Annotated in this window: 15 protein-coding genes and 1 pseudogene; 9 read left to right on the top strand and 7 right to left on the bottom strand. The window is 63.3% G+C overall.

The window, feature by feature from the left end; all coding sequences use genetic code 11:
• Positions 1-162: 162 nt before the first annotated feature.
• The gene (locus LMG28727_RS15915; RefSeq protein ID WP_201643276.1) at positions 163-1,836 is read left to right on the top strand and encodes an electron transfer flavoprotein-ubiquinone oxidoreductase; all 1,674 of its coding nucleotides are present in this window, start codon (positions 163-165) and stop codon (positions 1,834-1,836) included.
• 70 nt (positions 1,837-1,906) lie between these two features.
• On the opposite strand, the gene LMG28727_RS15920 is transcribed toward LMG28727_RS15915, so the two are convergent.
• The 4 genes from LMG28727_RS15920 to LMG28727_RS15935 form a co-directional block, all read right to left on the bottom strand.
• Positions 1,907-2,140, bottom strand: a complete 234-nt coding sequence (locus tag LMG28727_RS15920; protein ID WP_201643277.1) for a hypothetical protein — start codon at positions 2,138-2,140, stop codon at positions 1,907-1,909.
• Between the two features lie 57 nt (positions 2,141-2,197).
• Entirely contained in the window at positions 2,198-3,298 is a 1,101-nt protein-coding gene (aroC, locus tag LMG28727_RS15925; protein ID WP_201643278.1) for a chorismate synthase, read from the bottom strand.
• Between the two features lie 275 nt (positions 3,299-3,573).
• Positions 3,574-5,511, bottom strand: a complete 1,938-nt coding sequence (locus tag LMG28727_RS15930; RefSeq protein WP_201643279.1) for an MFS transporter — start codon at positions 5,509-5,511, stop codon at positions 3,574-3,576.
• Positions 5,512-5,777: 266 nt separating this feature from the next.
• Complete coding sequence (locus LMG28727_RS15935) at positions 5,778-6,239, bottom strand: CBS domain-containing protein (RefSeq protein ID WP_042322331.1); 462 nt, start codon at positions 6,237-6,239, stop codon at positions 5,778-5,780.
• A gap of 238 nt (positions 6,240-6,477) precedes the next feature.
• Here LMG28727_RS15935 and LMG28727_RS15940 point away from each other — a divergent pair, with 238 nt between their 5' ends.
• The 3 genes from LMG28727_RS15940 (at position 6,478) to LMG28727_RS15950 (ending at position 9,165) form a co-directional block, all read left to right on the top strand.
• A complete protein-coding gene (locus tag LMG28727_RS15940) occupies positions 6,478-7,815 on the top strand; it encodes an O-acetylhomoserine aminocarboxypropyltransferase (protein ID WP_201643317.1) in 1,338 nt (445 codons plus the stop codon).
• Complete coding sequence (locus tag LMG28727_RS15945) at positions 7,812-8,645, top strand: alpha/beta fold hydrolase (protein ID WP_201643280.1); 834 nt, start codon at positions 7,812-7,814, stop codon at positions 8,643-8,645. Before LMG28727_RS15940 ends, LMG28727_RS15945 begins: the two co-directional genes overlap by 4 nt.
• A 199-nt stretch (positions 8,646-8,844) precedes the next feature.
• Complete coding sequence (locus LMG28727_RS15950) at positions 8,845-9,165, top strand: Mpo1-like protein (protein ID WP_201643281.1); 321 nt, start codon at positions 8,845-8,847, stop codon at positions 9,163-9,165.
• A gap of 67 nt (positions 9,166-9,232) precedes the next feature.
• Here LMG28727_RS15950 and LMG28727_RS15955 read toward each other — a convergent pair whose 3' ends face one another.
• Positions 9,233-10,546: a YihY family inner membrane protein gene (locus tag LMG28727_RS15955; protein WP_201643282.1), complete on the bottom strand. Its 1,314-nt coding sequence runs from the start codon at positions 10,544-10,546 to the stop codon at positions 9,233-9,235.
• Positions 10,547-10,699: 153 nt separating this feature from the next.
• Between LMG28727_RS15955 and wrbA the strand changes: the two genes are divergently transcribed.
• The 5 genes and pseudogenes from wrbA to LMG28727_RS15980 all read left to right on the top strand — a co-directional run bounded on the left by wrbA (position 10,700) and on the right by LMG28727_RS15980 (position 15,103).
• Positions 10,700-11,302 (top strand): NAD(P)H:quinone oxidoreductase, encoded by a 603-nt coding sequence (wrbA, locus tag LMG28727_RS15960; RefSeq protein ID WP_201643283.1) that lies wholly within the window; start codon positions 10,700-10,702, stop codon positions 11,300-11,302.
• 50 nt (positions 11,303-11,352) lie between these two features.
• Positions 11,353-11,775 (top strand): annotated as a pseudogene (locus LMG28727_RS34190) (DUF2069 domain-containing protein); the annotation flags it as partial.
• Positions 11,776-12,012: 237 nt separating this feature from the next.
• On the top strand, positions 12,013-13,431 hold the full coding sequence (locus LMG28727_RS15970) for an FAD-binding oxidoreductase (protein WP_201643285.1): 1,419 nt from the start codon (positions 12,013-12,015) through the stop codon (positions 13,429-13,431).
• A 51-nt stretch (positions 13,432-13,482) separates the two neighbouring features.
• The gene (locus tag LMG28727_RS15975) at positions 13,483-14,289 is read left to right on the top strand and encodes a metallophosphoesterase (protein ID WP_201643286.1); all 807 of its coding nucleotides are present in this window, start codon (positions 13,483-13,485) and stop codon (positions 14,287-14,289) included.
• Between the two features lie 91 nt (positions 14,290-14,380).
• Complete coding sequence (locus tag LMG28727_RS15980) at positions 14,381-15,103, top strand: SOS response-associated peptidase family protein (RefSeq protein ID WP_201643287.1); 723 nt, start codon at positions 14,381-14,383, stop codon at positions 15,101-15,103.
• A 100-nt stretch (positions 15,104-15,203) separates the two neighbouring features.
• Here LMG28727_RS15980 and LMG28727_RS15985 read toward each other — a convergent pair whose 3' ends face one another.
• Both LMG28727_RS15985 and LMG28727_RS15990 read right to left on the bottom strand, forming a co-directional pair.
• Entirely contained in the window at positions 15,204-15,362 is a 159-nt protein-coding gene (locus tag LMG28727_RS15985) for a hypothetical protein (RefSeq protein ID WP_201643288.1), read from the bottom strand.
• A 209-nt stretch (positions 15,363-15,571) separates the two neighbouring features.
• On the bottom strand, positions 15,572-16,510 hold the full coding sequence (locus LMG28727_RS15990) for a LysR family transcriptional regulator (protein ID WP_201643289.1): 939 nt from the start codon (positions 16,508-16,510) through the stop codon (positions 15,572-15,574).
• Between the last annotated feature and the right edge of the window lie 211 nt (positions 16,511-16,721).

The raw sequence follows: 16,721 nt of genomic DNA on the forward strand, positions 1-16,721 counted from the left end.
CAGATGCGGTTGACAGATACGGTAAGACTGTCGATGCGGGTCAATACCGTACCATAGAAATAGAACGATCGTGCTAATCTCTGCTCATCTGGTTGCAGTGCGGGAGTCGTTCGCCCACAATACGATCCCGAAAAAAGCATTCTAACGGTAAGAGGAGCATCAATGACCCCCGCAAGTCTCATTGAGCAATACGGTCCACGCGAGTCGATGGAATACGACGTCGTGATCGTAGGCGGCGGCCCGGCTGGCCTGTCCGCCGCGATCCGCCTGAAGCAACTGGCGGCTGACAAAGGCGTCGAGCTGGGCGTGTGCGTGCTGGAAAAAGGCTCGGAGATTGGGGCTCATATCCTCTCGGGCGCGGTGATGGATCCGCGCGCGATCACCGAACTGATCCCGGACTGGAAAGAAAAAGGCGCGCCGTTGACGGTCGACGTGACCGAAGACAAGTTCCTGTTCCTGACCGAAACCGGCTCGAAGAGCGTGCCGGTCTGGGCGTTGCCGGACAACTTCAAGAACCACGGCAACTACGTCATTTCGCTGGCCAATGTCACGCGCTGGCTCGGTCAGCAGGCCGAGGCGCTGGGCGTCGAGATTTTCCCGGGCTTCCCGGCGGCTGAAATTCTGTACAACGACGACGGCTCGGTCAAAGGCGTCGCGACCGGCAATCTCGGCATCGGCAAGGACGGTGAGCCGACCGAGAACTTCCAGCTCGGCATGGAACTGCATGCTAAATACACGCTGTTCTGCGAAGGCGCGCGCGGGCACCTCGGCCGTCAGCTGAACGATAAGTTCAAGCTGCGCGAAGGCGCCGATCCGCAGGTCTACGGCATCGGCATCAAGGAACTGTGGGAAATCGATCCGGCAAAGCACAAGCCGGGTCTGGTGATGCACACCGCCGGCTGGCCGCTGGAGAACGACACCTACGGCGGCTCGTTCCTCTATCACATGGACAACAACCAGGTGATGGTGGGTTTCGTGGTGGGTCTCGGTTACTCGAATCCGTATCTGTCGCCGTTCGAGGAATTCCAGCGCTACAAGACCCATCCGGCGATCCGCGCGATTCTGGAAGGCGGCAAGCGCGTGTCGTACGGCGCGCGTGCGATTACCGCTGGCGGGCTGATGTCGCTGCCGAAGCTGGTGTTCCCGGGTGGCGCGCTGGTCGGCGACGATGCGGGCTTCCTGAACGCATCGCGGATCAAGGGTTCGCACGCGGCGATCAAGACCGGCATGCTGGCCGCTGAAGCTGCTTTTGATGCTGTCCAGAGTGGACGCACCAGCGACGAACTCACGGCCTATCCGGAGAGCTTCAAGGCGTCGTGGCTGCACACTGAATTGCACCGCGCGCGCAACTTCAAGCAGTGGATGAGCAAGGGCCTGTACCTCGGCACGCTGATGGTCGGCATCGAGCAGAAGCTGCTGGGCGGCAATGTGCCGTGGACGCTGCATCATCAGCATTCGGATCACGAGATGCTGAAACCGGCTTCGCAATGCAAGCCGATTACGTATCCGAAGCCCGATGGCAAGCTGACGTTCGACCGGCTCTCTTCGGTGTTCATCTCGAACACGAATCACGAAGAAAACCAGCCGGCTCACCTGACGCTGAAAGACCCGTCGGTGCCGGTGAACGTGAACTGGCAGACCTATGCCGGTCCCGAAGCGCGTTACTGCCCGGCTGCGGTGTATGAATTCGTGAAGAACGACGACAACACCGAGCGCCTGGTGATCAATGCGCAGAACTGCGTGCATTGCAAAACGTGCGATATCAAGGACCCGACACAGAACATCGTGTGGGTCACGCCGGAAGGTGGTGGCGGCCCTAACTACCCGAATATGTAATCAGGCTTTGTTGGCCTTCGCGGCGCCGCCTAAGAAGTCGGCGTGGCGAAGGCCGGAATTCAATTTCGCGTCAGCGCTTCAATCTCGTACTGAGCAGGGTGGGTTCGCAGGCGGGGTCGAGTTGATAGGCGCGTACCAGAGCGGCGAGCGCCTCTTGCTGATGGTTTCTGTCACCGCCAGCGTGTCGCGACAACCGCTGGCCGAACGCGCAGCAGTCAGTTGCCATAGCAGCCGGCAAAGACGCACGTGCGCGCAGCGTTGCCAGATGGTTCACCACCTGGCCGTGGGCATTGGGACTGGACATGACGGCGCTGCGCTCTGCGCGTGGCGTTCACACGCGCAGAGCGTTAGATAACGGCGATCAAGGCGCGCTGGCCGCGATCTTCGGTGTGCCGACGGCGACATCGCCGCATTGCGCGCGATGGCGCAGCGCGTGGTCGATCAATACCAGTGCGAGCATCGATTCAGCGATCGGCGTGGCGCGAATGCCCACACAGGGGTCATGCCGCCCAAACGTCTCGACCACAGCAGGACTGCCCGCTTTGTCGATCGAACGGCGCGGTGTGCGGATGCTCGAAGTCGGCTTGATTGCGATCGACACGGTAATGTCTTGCCCTGTCGAAATACCGCCAAGCACACCGCCCGCGTGATTGCCGACGAAGCCTTCCGGCGTCAGTTCGTCGCCATGCACCGAACCGCGTTGCGCGACGCTTGCGAAACCTGCGCCGATCTCGATGCCCTTCACCGCGTTGATGCCCATCATTGCGTGCGCGATGTCTGCGTCGAGACGGTCGAACAGCGGCTCGCCAAGACCGACCGGCACGCCGGAGGCCACCACGTTGATACGCGCGCCAATCGAATCGCCGTCTTTGCGCAGCGCGTCCATATACGACTCAAGCTGCGGCACGATGTCGGCGTTCGGTACGAAGAACGGGTTCTCGCGCACGTGTACCCAGTCGACGAAAGGTACGTCAATCTCGCCCAGCGCGGCCATGTAGCCACGAATCTCGGTGCCGAACTTCTCGCGCAGCCACTTCTTCGCAACCGCGCCTGCCGCGACCGTGGGCGCAGTCAGACGTGCGGACGAACGGCCGCCGCCGCGATAGTCGCGGATACCGTATTTCTGCCAATAGGTGTAATCGGCGTGGCCGGGACGGAACGTGTCGGCAATGTTGCCGTAGTCCTTGCTGCGCTGGTCCGTGTTGCGGATCAGCAGTGCGATCGGGGCGCCGGTGGTTTGTCCTTCGAACACGCCCGACAGGATTTCGACCTTGTCTTCTTCCTGACGCTGCGTAACGTGCCGCGACGTGCCGGGCTTGCGGCGGTCGAGTTCTAACTGGATGTCGGCTTCGTTGAGCGTCATGCCCGGAGGGCAGCCGTCGATCACGCAGCCGATAGCGGGGCCGTGCGATTCGCCGAAGGTCGTGACAGTGAAAAGCGTACCGAGCGTGTTGCCGGACATGGGCGTCGTCCAAAGAAATGCGGGGAGAACGCTATTATGCCAGCCCCATCGCATCTGGGCCGCTCCGCGCGGCGGTTCTGGCCGATTGGCCAGGGGTGGGTGGGCACGCGTTGGGTTTTGCTGGCAGGTGCGCCCGGCGAGGGCACGCGTTGGGCTTTGCTGGCAGCCATACCCAAGCGCCGCGCTCGGCGCACACCCAGTCACCCAACCTGACCGATGCACCCGGCAACCGCACGCCGGCAGAGTGCCACCCTACCTGCTCCGCACCCGCCCCCTTACTTCCGGGCTCCCCGCAACTCCGTAACGATCTCCTGCAGTTTCTCAGGTGTGGCCTGCGCCGGGTCAATCGGCTCGCCCACCGCGAGACTCAGCCGGCTCATCACGCCCTTCTGGATCGGCCGCGGCCAGCGCGCGTCGTTCCCGCGAGAAAACACACTGCCCCACAAGCCGCGCAGCGCCATCGGAATGACCGGCGCGGGCGTGCGTTTGATGATCTCCGTCACGCCGTGGCGGAACGGATTCATCTCGCCGGTTCGCGTGAGCTTGCCTTCCGGGAAGATGCACACCAGATCGCCCTCGGCCAGCGCCTGCGCGCAGCGGTCATAAGCCTGAGCGAGCAGCGCCGCATCCTGATGCGCGGGGGCGATCGGAATCGCTTTCGCATGACGGAACACCCAACCCGCGAACGGCGACCTGAAAATCTGGTGGTCCATCACGAAACGGATAGGCCGCGGGCTCTCGGCCATGATGACGATAGCGTCCACGAAACTCACGTGGTTGCACACGAGGACGGCCGCGCCCTCCTCGGGAATCCGCTCGGCATGCACGAGCCTGATCCGGTAGAACGTATGGACCAGCATCCACGCGATAAAGCGCAGCAGAAACTCCGGCACCAGCGAATAGATATAAGTCGCGACGACGATGTTCAGCAGCGCGGTGACGAGGAAAATCGCCGGAATACTGAAGCCCGCCGCGGTCAGGCCGATTGCCATCAACGACGATACGATCATGAACAGCGAATTCAGAATATTGTTCGCGGCGATGATGCGCGCCCGATGGCTTGGCTGACTACGACTCTGGATCAGCGCGTAGAGCGGCACGCTATAAAAGCCGCCGAACATCGCGAGCAGGAACAGATCTGTCAGCACGCGCCAATGCGCGGCCTGCACGAGAAATTCGCCGACGCTCAGCAGGTGCCTCCCCGGCGGCAGCGCATGACTCGCGAAAAACAGGTCGATCGCGAACACACTCATGCCGATCGAACCCAGCGGCACGAGACCGATTTCGATGCGCCGTTTGGACAGTTTTTCGCACATCAGCGACCCTAGCCCAATGCCGATCGAGAACGTGCCGAGCAACACGGTCACGACGTCCGGGTTGGCCGACAGCACGTTTTTCGCGAAACTGAAGAACGACGACAGAAACGTCGCGCCGATAAACCATAGCCACGAAATGCCAAGCAGGCTGAGGAAAACCGTGCGGTTTTCGCGTGCGAGTTTCAGGTTGCGCCAGGTCTCGCTGAACGGATTCCAGTTGATGCGCAGATCGGGCTGCGGCGCAGCCGTCACCGGAACGAAATTCGACATCAGGCGGCCGATCAGCGCAATCGCGATGCACGCGCAGGCCAGCACCACTGCGCCGTGCTCGACAAGCCCCGCGCCCGCGCCGCCGATGATCGTGCCGATCAGAATCGCCACGAAGGTGCCCATCTCGACCAGTCCGTTGCCGCCCACCAACTCCGATTTCGACAGATGTTGCGGCAGATACGAGTACTTGACGGGGCCGAACACGGTCGAATGCACGCCCATCAGAAACGTGCACAGATACAGCAACGGCGCGCTGTGCAGCCAGAAACCCGCAGCGCCGATCAGCATCACGACGATTTCGAAGGTCTTGACGAAGCGCGTGAGCATCGCCTTGTCGTACTTGTCCGCGATCTGGCCGGCCGTGGCGGACAGCAGAACGAACGGCAGGATGAAGATTGCCGAAATCAGGAACGCGGCAGTGGCCGGATCGACACCTGAAAAGCGCGCCGCCTGATACGTGACGAGCGACGTGAAGCCGATCTTGAACACGTTGTCATTCATCGCGCCGAGGAACTGGGTCCAGAAAAACGGCGCGAAACGACGCTGACCGAGCAGCCGGAACTGGGATTCGTGCGCGTCGTGCGCGCGGGCAGCGCGGCGGGAAGCAGGTAGCGGACGATCACTCATGAAGTGGAAGGATCAGGTCAGAAAAGTGGCGAAGAAGCGAACGGCGCATATGTCGGGCGTGGTACGCGGCGCGGTGCCAGATAAACGCGATTGCGCTTGAAGAAGTGTGAGAACCGGCCCGCGAGAAGAACCCCGCGCCGGCAACCGCGCTTTCTGATCGTCCGCCACGCGAGCGGACACAAAAAAAGCGCACACTTTCGCGCGCGCCTTGGCTGCATTGTCGCGCTCGTGGCGATAGCCCGAGCGCGACGATAAGTGACCGGACATTAACGCGCCGGCTGCTGTTCCTGCTGCTCTTCCGGCCAGTCGCGGATATATGCCTTAAGCATGCGGTTCTCGAAACCCTGCTCTTCGACCACCGCTTTCGCCACGTCGTAGAACGAGATCACGCCCATCAGCGTGCGGCTTTCCAGCACCGGAAGATAGCGCACGTGATGCTCGAGCATCATGCGGCGAACTTCGTTGACGTCGGTTTCCGGCGTGCAGGTGAGCGGATGGTCGTCCATCACCTTGCGGATCGTCGAGGTGCCGACGCTGCCGCCGTTCTTGCTGAGCGTCAGAATGATTTCGCGGAAGGTGAGCATACCGACCAGATCGCCATATTCCATCACCACCAGCGAGCCGATATCGTGCTCGGCCATCGCATTGACCGCTTCGTGCAGCGTGGTATCCGGTGTGACCGTGAAAAGGGTGTTGCCTTTGACTTTAAGAATGTCGCTGACTCGCATGATCTGTCTCCGTGATACCCGCTAGCTGGCAATGCATGAATGATTTTTGATCCTAGCGGAAAGGCTCATAAAAGGAAAGCGGCCCGCCCACCAAGGCGCAGCGGGCGTTCGCGGACCGCCAGGCGCATTTTTTCGCGCCCGCGCCTCGGGAAAACCGCGCTTGAAGCCGCCAATGCCGGTGATAGCATGGCCGCCACTTTCACCATTCGCGAGGCCGCTCGTGGCCCCGCCGTCCACGATGTCCGCCAACCGTTTCGACACGCTTGCGCTGCATGCCGGCGCCGCTCCCGACCCCGCCACCGGCGCGCGCGCCACGCCGATTTACCAGACCACCTCGTTCACGTTTCGCGATTCGGACCACGCCGCCGCGCTCTTCAATATGGAACGCGCCGGCCACGTTTATTCGCGGATCTCGAACCCGACCGTAGCCGTGTTCGAGGAGCGCGTTGCCGCGCTCGAAAACGGCGCGGGCGCGATCGGCACGGCCAGCGGGCAGGCTGCGCTGCATCTGGCCATTGTCACGTTGATGGGCGCCGGCTCGCACATCGTCGCCTCCAGTGCGCTGTACGGCGGCTCGCACAACCTGCTGCACTACACATTGCGGCGCTTCGGCATCGAAACGACGTTCGTCAAACCCGGCGACCACGATGCCTGGCGCGCCGCGCTGCGCCCCACCACGCGGCTGCTGTTCGGCGAGACGCTCGGCAATCCGGGGCTCGACGTGCTCGATCTCGCCGCCGTGGCGCAGATCGCCCATGAACACCGCGTACCGCTGCTGGTCGACTCGACTTTCACAACGCCGTACCTGCTCAAACCGTTCGAGCACGGAGCCGATTTCGTTTATCACTCGGCCACCAAATTCCTCGGCGGCCACGGTACGACGATTGGCGGCGTGCTGGTGGACGGCGGCACGTTCGACTTCGATGCGTCGGGCCGCTTCCCCGAATTCACCGAGCCTTATGACGGCTTTCACGGCATGGTATTCACCGAGGAAAGCACGGTCGCGCCGTTCCTGCTGCGAGCACGCCGCGAGGGTCTGCGCGATTTCGGCGCGTGCCTGCATCCGCAGGCCGCGTGGCAACTGCTGCAAGGGATCGAAACCCTGCCATTGCGGATGGAGCGGCACGTCGCCAATACGCGCCGCGTGGTCGAGTTTCTTGCCGCTCATGCCGCCGTCGACAGCGTGGCGTACCCGGAATTGCCGACGCACCCCGATCACGCACTCGCGAAACGGCTGCTGCCGCGCGGCGCCGGTGCGGTGTTCAGCTTCAATCTGCGTGGCGATCGCGCGGCCGGACGCAGCTTTATCGAGGCGTTGTCGCTGTTCTCGCATCTGGCGAATGTCGGCGATGCGCGCTCGCTGGTGATTCACCCCGCCTCGACCACCCACTTCCGGATGGACGCCGCCGCGCTCGCGGCCGCGGGCATTGCCGAAGGCACGATTCGTCTGTCGATCGGACTTGAAGACCCGGACGATCTGATCGACGACCTCAAGCGCGCGCTCAAAGTGGCGCAGAAATCGGCCAGCGCCAGCGGTTCCGGCAGCACGTCTCAACCCCGCCCGGAGTCAGCATGATCGTCACCGTCCAACACAAGTCGGCCTATGCCTACACCGGCGGCAAACCGTTCGACGCCGGTCTGCCGACAGCGGTATTCATCCACGGCGCCGAGCACGATCACAGCGTGTGGGCTTTGCAAAGCCGCTATTTCGCTCACCATGGCTTCAGCGTGCTCGCCGTCGACCTGCCGGGCCATCGCCGCAGTGACGGCCCGGCCCTCACCACGGTGGCGGCCATGGCAGACTGGCTAGCCGCACTGCTCGACGCGGCGGGCGTAAAACGCGCGTTCGTCGCGGGCCACAGCATGGGTTCGCTGATCGCGCTCGATTTCGCCGGCCGTTATCCACAACGCGTCACGCACCTCGCTCTGCTTGCCACGGCGGTACCGATGGCGGTCTCCGACGCGCTGCTCGACGCGGCGCTGAATCGCGAGCCCGATGCAATCGGCACGGTCAATCAATGGTCGCATTCGACGCTCGCCGCGAAGCCGTCCTCCCCGGGTCCCGGCTTCTGGCTGCACGGTATGAACCAGCGGCTGATGGAGCGCGTGTCGGCCAGCGGTGAACCAAATTTGTTCCACACCGACTTCACCGCCTGCAACAGCTACGCGGACGGCCTCAACCGGGCCGCTCAGGTGCGCTGCGCCACCCGTCTGATCGTCGGACGGCGTGACGCGATGACTCCGCCGCGCGCTGCCCGAACACTCGCCGACGCGCTGGCACAGGCCGGCGTTCCCGTCGACACGGTGACGCTCGAAGCGGGTCACGCGTTGATGACCGAGCAACCCGACGCCACGCTCGATGCACTCTTTAGCTTCGCATCCAGCCCGCCTCGGCAAGCGCGATAGAGACGGGCAAGTCGTCACACTATCCAGGTTGAATCAGCCGCGCCATCGGCCGAATGGCCAGGTTGCGCGCCTGGCCCGATAGCCGCACAATGAGTCAAGCCCGTTCTGTCTCGACCAGATGTAGCTGGCGTTCAGGTACGTGTCGAGGCAACCGGGCGCGACGGGCACAGGATCGACAAGCGTCCACACGGAGGCCGTCATGGCTCAAACCGCACACACCGATCACTTCGCGAGTTTCGCGGAGTTCTATCCGTACTATCTGAGCGAGCATCGCAACACGGTCTCGCGGCGGCTGCACTTCGTGGGATCGCTCGGCGTGATCGGCTGTCTCGCGATGGCGCTTGCCACCGGCGACTGGCTATGGCTGCCAGCGGCCGTTATCTGTGGATACGGCTTTGCATGGGTCGGGCATTTTTTCTTCGAGAAGAACCGTCCCGCGACTTTCCGGCATCCGTTTTACAGCCTGATGGGCGACTGGGTAATGTTCAAGGACATTTGCGTCGGCCGAATTTCGTTGTAGTTTGTGCCGGCTGGTTGTGCCGGGGCTTGCGGCGTGTACAGCAATGCGTCGGCCTTTACAGATTGCGTCAAGCCGCCTGATGCGGCATCGCAGCCGCCGCGCGCTCGCTGTCGCCAGCACGCGCCGCCCGGGCGGCCACCCGCGCCGTCAGCAACGCAGCCAGCGTCACCTTCAGTTTGTCGTTGTCGAGCGCGGCGAGAAGCGTCCCGCTATCCACGCGGGTCGATTCCAGTTCAAGCTGATACTGAAGCTCCGCGCGGTCGATGATGAACAGATCGAACAACTGTTCGACCGTAATCTGCGCAGGATTCGCCAGCAGCAGAAAATGCGGGCGCGCACCGTTCTCCTCCAATCGCGCAATCCATTCGATCTCCTCGAGCTTCTGCAACAGGCGGACGGTGATGTCCATATCACGGCGGAGCATGCGCGCGAGTTCGGGCACCGTGTAACCGCTCTTACCCGCGTCGCGTGCTTCGGAGAGCCGTGCGAGCAGTTCGAGCGAGTCGAACAGATTGCTCCCCTCGAACGTAGGCCGGTGAAACTGGCCGATGCGAATGGCCGGCAATGCAGACGCGATCATCGCGCCCGCCAGCGTGATGAACCAGCACAGATACATCCATAAGAGAAAGAGCGGCACGGCGGCGAACGCGCCGTACACGGCCGTATAAGTGGGAATACGGCGCACGTAATAACCAAAACCGCGCTTGGCCAACTCGAACGCGATCGCGGCGGTCACGCCGCCAATCACCGCATCACGCCATTCCACCCGACAGTTCGGCAGATACACATAGAGCATCGTGAAAGCGAGCGCGGTCAGCGGCAGCGCGGCCCCGGTAAGCGCCCACTCGATGACCGGTGTCATCCGCTGAGCCGCCGTGAACGTCATGGATTGCGTGAACACGTACGAGGAAATCGACAGACTCACGCCGATCAGCAGCGGACCGAGCGTGATGATTGCCCAGTAGACGAGGATGCGCTGCGCGATAGGCCGCGCCTTGCGTACCCGCCAGATAACATTGAAGGCGGACTCCACGGTCATCATGGTCATCACTGCCGTGAGAAACAGCAGGATCATGCCAATCGTGGTCAACCCTTTCGCCTTCGACGCGAACTGGTTCAGATATTTGAAGATCTGGCTGTTCAGCTGCTCCGGCATCAGATGGTCGGCGAGAAAAAACTGCAGCGACTGCTGGAACGAGCTGAAAATCGGGAAGGCGGTGAACAGCGCAAATGCAACGGTGGCGAGCGGCACCAGCGCGAGCATCGCCGTGAACGTGAGGCTGCCGGCCACCTGCGGAATACGGTCTTCGCTAATGCGCTGCGCAGCAAACCGCGCGAGCCGTTTGAGCGTGTCGAGATCGAAACGCACCCTGGACAACAAACCCACCTCCTTGCTTTCTAAACCGGTGTTTCAGGACTGTTTCAGCACCCCGACCAGCATCTGACCAAGACCCTGGCCGAATGGCTACGAATGGCTTGCAGTGGCCTCTCGGGCGGACCCAGCCCCTATAATACCCGTTCACCGATGAGGCCTATGAAAGACATTCTCGTGCTCTATTACAGCCGTCACGGCGCCACGCGCGAGCTTGCGCTGGCGATCGCGCATGGCGTCGACAGCGTCCCCGGCATGCAGGCGCGCGTGCGCACGGTGCCGCCGGTTTCCACCGTCTGCGAAGCGACCCAGCCGGACATTCCCGCCGAAGGTCCGCCCTACGTCGAATTGCGCGACCTGGAAGAATGCGCGGGTCTGGCGCTCGGCTCGCCCACGCGTTTCGGCAACATGGCCGCGTCGCTCAAATATTTCCTCGACGGCACCACGCCGCAGTGGCTCTCCGGCGCACTGGCGGGCAAGCCTGGCTGTGTGTTCACGGCCACCGGCAGTCTGCATGGCGGTCAGGAATCCACCTTGCTCTCAATGATGCTGCCGCTTCTGCATCACGGCATGCTGATCGTCGGCATCCCCTACACGGAGAGCGCGTTGAGCACCACGCAAACCGGCGGCACCCCGTATGGCGCATCGCATTTCGCGCGGGCGGGGAGCGCCGCACAAGGCATCTCCGCCGACGAAAAAACCCTCGCCATCGCACTCGGCGCACGCGTTGCGCGCACGGCGGCGTCCATGAGCGAACGGCCGTGAGCGCCGGCCCGGGCATGGAATCGACAGCCACGCGAGAGGCTAATGCGGCGATGAAAGCATCGCTGCACGCAGCCGCCGTGCCGGTTCATGCAAGCTCGGCTGCCGCACTGGGCGCGAGCGCTGCGCTGCTCGCGCTGATCATTCTGTCCGTCGCGTGGGAATGGTGGCTCGCGCCGTTGCGCCCCGGCGGCTCGGCGCTGGTGCTGAAGGCGGTCCCGCTGCTGCTCGCGTTGCCCGGCGTCTGGCGGCGCCGGCTCTACACGCTGCAGTGGGCGTCGATGCTGATTCTGCTGTATTTCGCCGAGGGGGTCGTGCGCGGCTGGAGCGATCATGGGTTGAGTGCACGGCTGGGCTGGCTGCAAACCGCGCTTGCGGTGGTGTTTTTTGTTTGCACGCTGGCTTATGTCGGCCCGTTCAAGCGAGCCGCGAAACGGGCTGCTAAGGGGGCGGCGAAACGGGCGGCGAGCCAGATGACAGCTTCGAATGCCGCGTCAGCCGCCGTGGACCCAGCCATCGAACCGGACGCGCAACACGGCAGCACACCTCCCCCGCTTCAGGCTGCAGCGTTCGCGGCCGACTCCACGGCAAATCAGCCAACCTCTGCGCCGGCAACTGATGTCGACAGGCATTCCAGTCCGAACGCCGGTAAGGCCAGATGAGAGCGCCCCGCCCCACCTGACAATCTCCCCAAAATCCGCCAACCGACCATCATGACCCAGACCGCTTTCCTCGACGCTTGCCGCGACGCCATCGGCACAGCCCAGGTGCTGACCGACTCGCACGACACCGCCCCGTACCTCACCGACTGGCGCCGCCGCTACACCGGCGCGGCCTGCGCGGTGCTTTGCCCGGGCACGCCCGCTGAAGTCGCGGCGCTCGTCAAACTCGCGGTCGAGCATCGCGTCGCGCTGGTCCCGCAAGGCGGCAACACGGGGCTCGCGGGCGGCGCCACGCCCGACGCGAGCGGCGCGCAGGCGGTCGTCAGCTTGCGCCGGCTGAATCGCGTGCGCGACATCGATCCGCACAACAACACGATTACCGTCGAAGCCGGCGTGATCCTCGCGGAAGTCCAAAAGCATGCCGAGGAAGCGGGCCGGCTTTTCCCGTTGAGCCTCGCCGCCGAAGGCAGCTGCACGATCGGCGGCAATCTCGCCACCAATGCGGGCGGCACCGGCGTGCTCCGCTACGGCAACACGCGCGAGTTGTGCCTCGGCCTCGAAGTGGTCACGCCGCAAGGGGAGTTGTGGGACGGCCTGCGCGGGCTGCGCAAGGACAACACCGGCTACGATCTGCGCGACCTGTTCATCGGGGCGGAAGGCACGCTCGGCATCATCACCGCGGCCGTGCTCAAGCTGCATCCGCAACCGGCTGCCCGGGTCACGGCGCTCGCCGCACTGGCGTCGCCGCACGCGGCGCTCGACTTTCTGTCGCTCACGCAAAGCATCGCCGGGCCGCTGCTCACCGGCTTCGAACTCATGTCGGATTTCTGTCTGCGACTGGTCGGCCGGCATTTCGAGCAGATGCGTTATCCGTTCGCGCAATCGCACGCGCAAGTTGTGTTGCTCGAATTGTCCGATAGCGAAAGTGAAGAACACGCGCGCGGGTTGTTTGAAAGCCTGATGGAAACGGCGCTGGAAAAGGGACTCGTGGAAGACGCGGTGGTCGCGGAAAATCTCACCCAGTCGCAGGCGTTCTGGAATCTGCGCGAGCACATTCCGCTCGCGCAGGCCGAGGAAGGTCTGAACATCAAGCACGATATCGCGGTGCCGATCTCGCGCATCGGCCACTTTATCGAGGCAACCGACGCCGCGGTCGCGCAGGCGGCGCCGGGTGCACGCATGGTGACCTTCGGGCATCTCGGCGACGGCAATCTGCACTACAACGTGCAGGCGCCCGAAGGTGTCGACGCGAAGGCGTTTCTCAAGCAGTACCAGAGCCCGATCAACAGGATCGTCTACGACAACGTGCATGCGCATCGTGGCAGCATCAGCGCCGAACACGGGCTGGGGCAGTTGAAGATCGACGAGGCCGCACATTACAAGCAGGACGTCGAGGTGCAACTGATGCGTGTCGTCAAACACGCGCTCGATCCGCTGAACCTGATGAACCCTGGCAAGGTGCTACGCTAGGCCTCCGAAGCCTCTGCCTTCCGCACGGGGGCGTTTGCAGGAGTCGAATTCGTGAAGATTCGAGTGCTGTCCGATCTGCATCTGGAAAACGACGAACCCGAACTGGTCCCGCATGCGCAGGCGGATCTGATCGTGCTCGCCGGCGACATCCACAATCATGCGGCCGGTCCGCGCTGGGCGGCGCAGACCTTCGACGGCGCCGTGCCGGTGGTCTACGTGCCTGGCAATCACGAGTACTACGACGGCGAGTTCGGCGCGCTCGAACGCGCGCTCGACGACGCGGCAGCGCAAGTCGACAACGTTCATGTGCTGAACAACGCCACGCTGGTCGATCCGCAGGGCGAGTGGCGTGTGCTCGGCACGACGTTGTGGACCGACTTCGCGCTGTATGGCGCGGATCCGGATACGCTCGCCGAATCGATCGGTGCATCGCGGCGGGTCATGCTCGACTTCAAGGGGCTGATCCAGATTAACTGGCCGCACGACACCCACGACGCGACCCGCGACTTCACCCCCGACGACTCGCTCGCGCTGCATCGTCAAGCGCGTGCATGGCTCGACAGCGAGCTTGCGAAACCGTTTGACGGCAAGACAATCGTTGTCACCCATCACGCGCCGCATCGGCTGAGTCTGGCCGAGCGGTATGCCGAAGACCGGGTGTCGGCGGGGTTCGTCAGTCATTTGCCGGAACTGGTGCGGGCGCCGGTTGCGCTGTGGATTCACGGCCACACGCACACACCGTTCGACTACACCGTGAACGGCACGCGCGTGGTGTGCAATCCGCGCGGCTATCTCGATCGGCGCACCGGTTTGCTGGAAAACCCGCTTTTCGCGTGGGACAAAGTCGTCGAAATCTAGCATCGGCCTGGCGCCGGTCGGGGTAATGCGGCTTGTGCGCACGCTGCGCACACATTAGGCTGGCGTCGTTGGTCATCCATGGAGATCGCGCATGTGTGGTCGAATCAGCCAGTACCGCGATCCCCGCCTTTACGCCGACCATCTCGGTCTCGCCGATCCGCTCATGCTTTTCGATGCCGCCGACCGCCGCCCCGGCTACAACCTGGCGCCGGGCACGCATCCGCTGGCGATCTATCCCGATCAAACCCTGCACGCCATTCACTGGGGATACTGCCCTGATTGGGCGCGCGAGCAGCATCTGCCGCAAACCATCAACGCACGCGCCGACGCTGCGCCCACTGCGCGCTACTTCGAACAACTATGGAAAACGGGCCGGGTATTGGTGCCGGCAGATGGCTGGTTCGAATGGCGCGTGGAAACGACACTCGATGACGGCAGCGGGAACCGGGAGCCATCGCAACGGGAGGCACCCGAACGTCAGCCATACTTCGTGCACCTGAAGAGCGGCGCGCCGATGTATCTGGCGGCATTGTCGAGCGTACGCGGCACGGAGCCGCAAACAGAAGGGATGGGATTGGTGATCGTGACAGCCAGCGCCGACACAGGCCTGGTCGACGTACACGGACGCCGCCCGCTGGCATTTTCACCGGATGCGGCACGCCGCTGGCTAGATCAGGCGCTACCTCCCGACGAACTCGAACAATTGGCGCGAGGCGCTTGCCTCGCCGCCGGCCGCTTTCGCTGGCACCGGGTGAGTCACGAGGTGGACCGTGTGCTCAACGATGAACCGGGATTGATCGACGCGCTGCTTTAACGTGCGCGGATGTAAGCACACCGGCATCGATCGGAAACTCATACGTCACGCGGCGCTCACCTGCCAAAGCAGGCGAAAAGCGCCGCGATAACGCGTCAACTCAACGGTCGCGCCGCGGAGCCTGCAAATCCGGACGCTCGACCTTGATCGGCACCAGTTGCGGCTGCTGTTCACGCAGGCGGCGCAGCAGGTCGCGAGAAGCGGCGATTCCGATCAGTCCAAACATGACAGCCACGCCGATCATCAGATGCGTATCCATGAGTCCCTCGTCCTTCAGTTGTTGCGCTGTGCCGAACGGCAGCGATCTGGGCGCGTCCGGCCGGAGCGGCTGCGCATGAACGACACGTTAGCAAAACGGCCGCTCGCGAGAAGTAAGGAAATGTTGCGACGCGGCAGTTATGTAACACGCGCTCACGCTGTTGCTCGCTGCGCCGTCAACCCTGGCGGGACGCCCGCCCGGTCGGGGGCTCAGGAACGTGCGAACTGGCGTAATTCTTCCTGATCCACGGCGAGCGTAGCCGGCAATTCGTCGCGCAGAAACTCGACCCACGTGCGGATTTTCGCGTCCAGATACTGGCGGGACGGATACAACGCATACAGATTCATTTCCTGCGACGTGTATTCGGGCAGTAGCCACACCAGCTCGCCGCTTCGCAAACCGCTGATCGCCGAGTAGATCGGGATCAGGCCGATGCCCATGCCGTTGGTCGCCGCGACCGCCATGGCTTCGGCGACGTTCACCTGAAACGTGGCCGGTCCCAGCGCGAAGGTTTCTTCGCCGTTCGGGCCGTCGAACACCCATTTATCGGTCGGAAAAATCGGCGTGACCATGTGCAGACACGTGTGGTTCGACAGATCCGCCGGGGTTTGCGGCACGCCGCGCCGCTCCAGATAGGCAGGCGATGCGCACACAATGCTGAACGCGCTGCCCAGCCGCTGCGACACCAGGCCAGAATCCGGCAGACCGGTGGCGAGGGTGAGCGACACGTCAAAACCTTCGTCCAGCAGATCGGGCATGCGCTGCGCGAGCGTCAGCTCGACGTGCACGTCCGGATAGCGCTGCTGGTAGCGGCCCACGGCCGGCACCACATAGTGCTGGCCGAAGCTCGTCATGGCGTGAACCTTGAGTTTGCCGGACGGACGCGCGTGAGCGTCGCTTGCCTCGGCTTCCGCCTGATCGACATAGGCGAGAATCTGCTCGCAGCGCTGCAGATAGCGCTCGCCGGCCTCGGTCAGCGCGATACGGCGCGTGGTGCGATTCAACAGACGCGTGCGCAAGTGCGCTTCCAGATCGGAGACTGCGCGCGATGCGTAGGCCGTCGTGGTATTCAGGTGCTGCGCGGCACCCGTGAAGCTGCCCGCTTCGACGACGCGGACAAATACGCGCATGTTTTGAAGCGTATCCATTCCATTTCCTCTGTCGGCGGCAGTTAGCGCTTTAGCGCTTACTGCCGCCCCATGCAAAGCTGTCGGCGGCAGTTAGCGCTTTAGCGCTTACTGCCGCCCCATGCAAAGCTGTCGGCGGCAGTTGGCGCTTTAGCGCTTACTGCTGCCCCATGCAAAGCTGTCGGCACCCAGTTAGGCTTTAGCGCCTACTCCCGCCCCCTCCAAGCTGTGT

This window comes from Paraburkholderia metrosideri, assembly GCF_904848625.1.
Taxonomy (GTDB): domain Bacteria; phylum Pseudomonadota; class Gammaproteobacteria; order Burkholderiales; family Burkholderiaceae; genus Paraburkholderia; species Paraburkholderia metrosideri.

What these genes read in the sequence shown, in the direction of transcription:
- LMG28727_RS15985 (WP_201643288.1), bottom strand. Translation starts at nt 15,362, where the DNA reads ATGGATACGCATCTGATGATCGGCGTGGCTGTCATGTTTGGACTGATC.
- LMG28727_RS15945 (WP_201643280.1), top strand. Translation starts at nt 7,812, where the DNA reads ATGATCGTCACCGTCCAACACAAGTCGGCCTATGCCTACACCGGCGGC.
- LMG28727_RS15915 (WP_201643276.1), top strand. Translation starts at nt 163, where the DNA reads ATGACCCCCGCAAGTCTCATTGAGCAATACGGTCCACGCGAGTCGATG.
- aroC (WP_201643278.1), bottom strand. Translation starts at nt 3,298, where the DNA reads ATGTCCGGCAACACGCTCGGTACGCTTTTCACTGTCACGACCTTCGGC.
- LMG28727_RS15950 (WP_201643281.1), top strand. Translation starts at nt 8,845, where the DNA reads ATGGCTCAAACCGCACACACCGATCACTTCGCGAGTTTCGCGGAGTTC.
- wrbA (WP_201643283.1), top strand. Translation starts at nt 10,700, where the DNA reads ATGAAAGACATTCTCGTGCTCTATTACAGCCGTCACGGCGCCACGCGC.
- LMG28727_RS15970 (WP_201643285.1), top strand. Translation starts at nt 12,013, where the DNA reads ATGACCCAGACCGCTTTCCTCGACGCTTGCCGCGACGCCATCGGCACA.
- LMG28727_RS15980 (WP_201643287.1), top strand. Translation starts at nt 14,381, where the DNA reads ATGTGTGGTCGAATCAGCCAGTACCGCGATCCCCGCCTTTACGCCGAC.
- LMG28727_RS15940 (WP_201643317.1), top strand. Translation starts at nt 6,478, where the DNA reads ATGTCCGCCAACCGTTTCGACACGCTTGCGCTGCATGCCGGCGCCGCT.
- LMG28727_RS15990 (WP_201643289.1), bottom strand. Translation starts at nt 16,510, where the DNA reads ATGGATACGCTTCAAAACATGCGCGTATTTGTCCGCGTCGTCGAAGCG.
- LMG28727_RS15935 (WP_042322331.1), bottom strand. Translation starts at nt 6,239, where the DNA reads ATGCGAGTCAGCGACATTCTTAAAGTCAAAGGCAACACCCTTTTCACG.
- LMG28727_RS15920 (WP_201643277.1), bottom strand. Translation starts at nt 2,140, where the DNA reads ATGTCCAGTCCCAATGCCCACGGCCAGGTGGTGAACCATCTGGCAACG.
- LMG28727_RS15930 (WP_201643279.1), bottom strand. Translation starts at nt 5,511, where the DNA reads ATGAGTGATCGTCCGCTACCTGCTTCCCGCCGCGCTGCCCGCGCGCAC.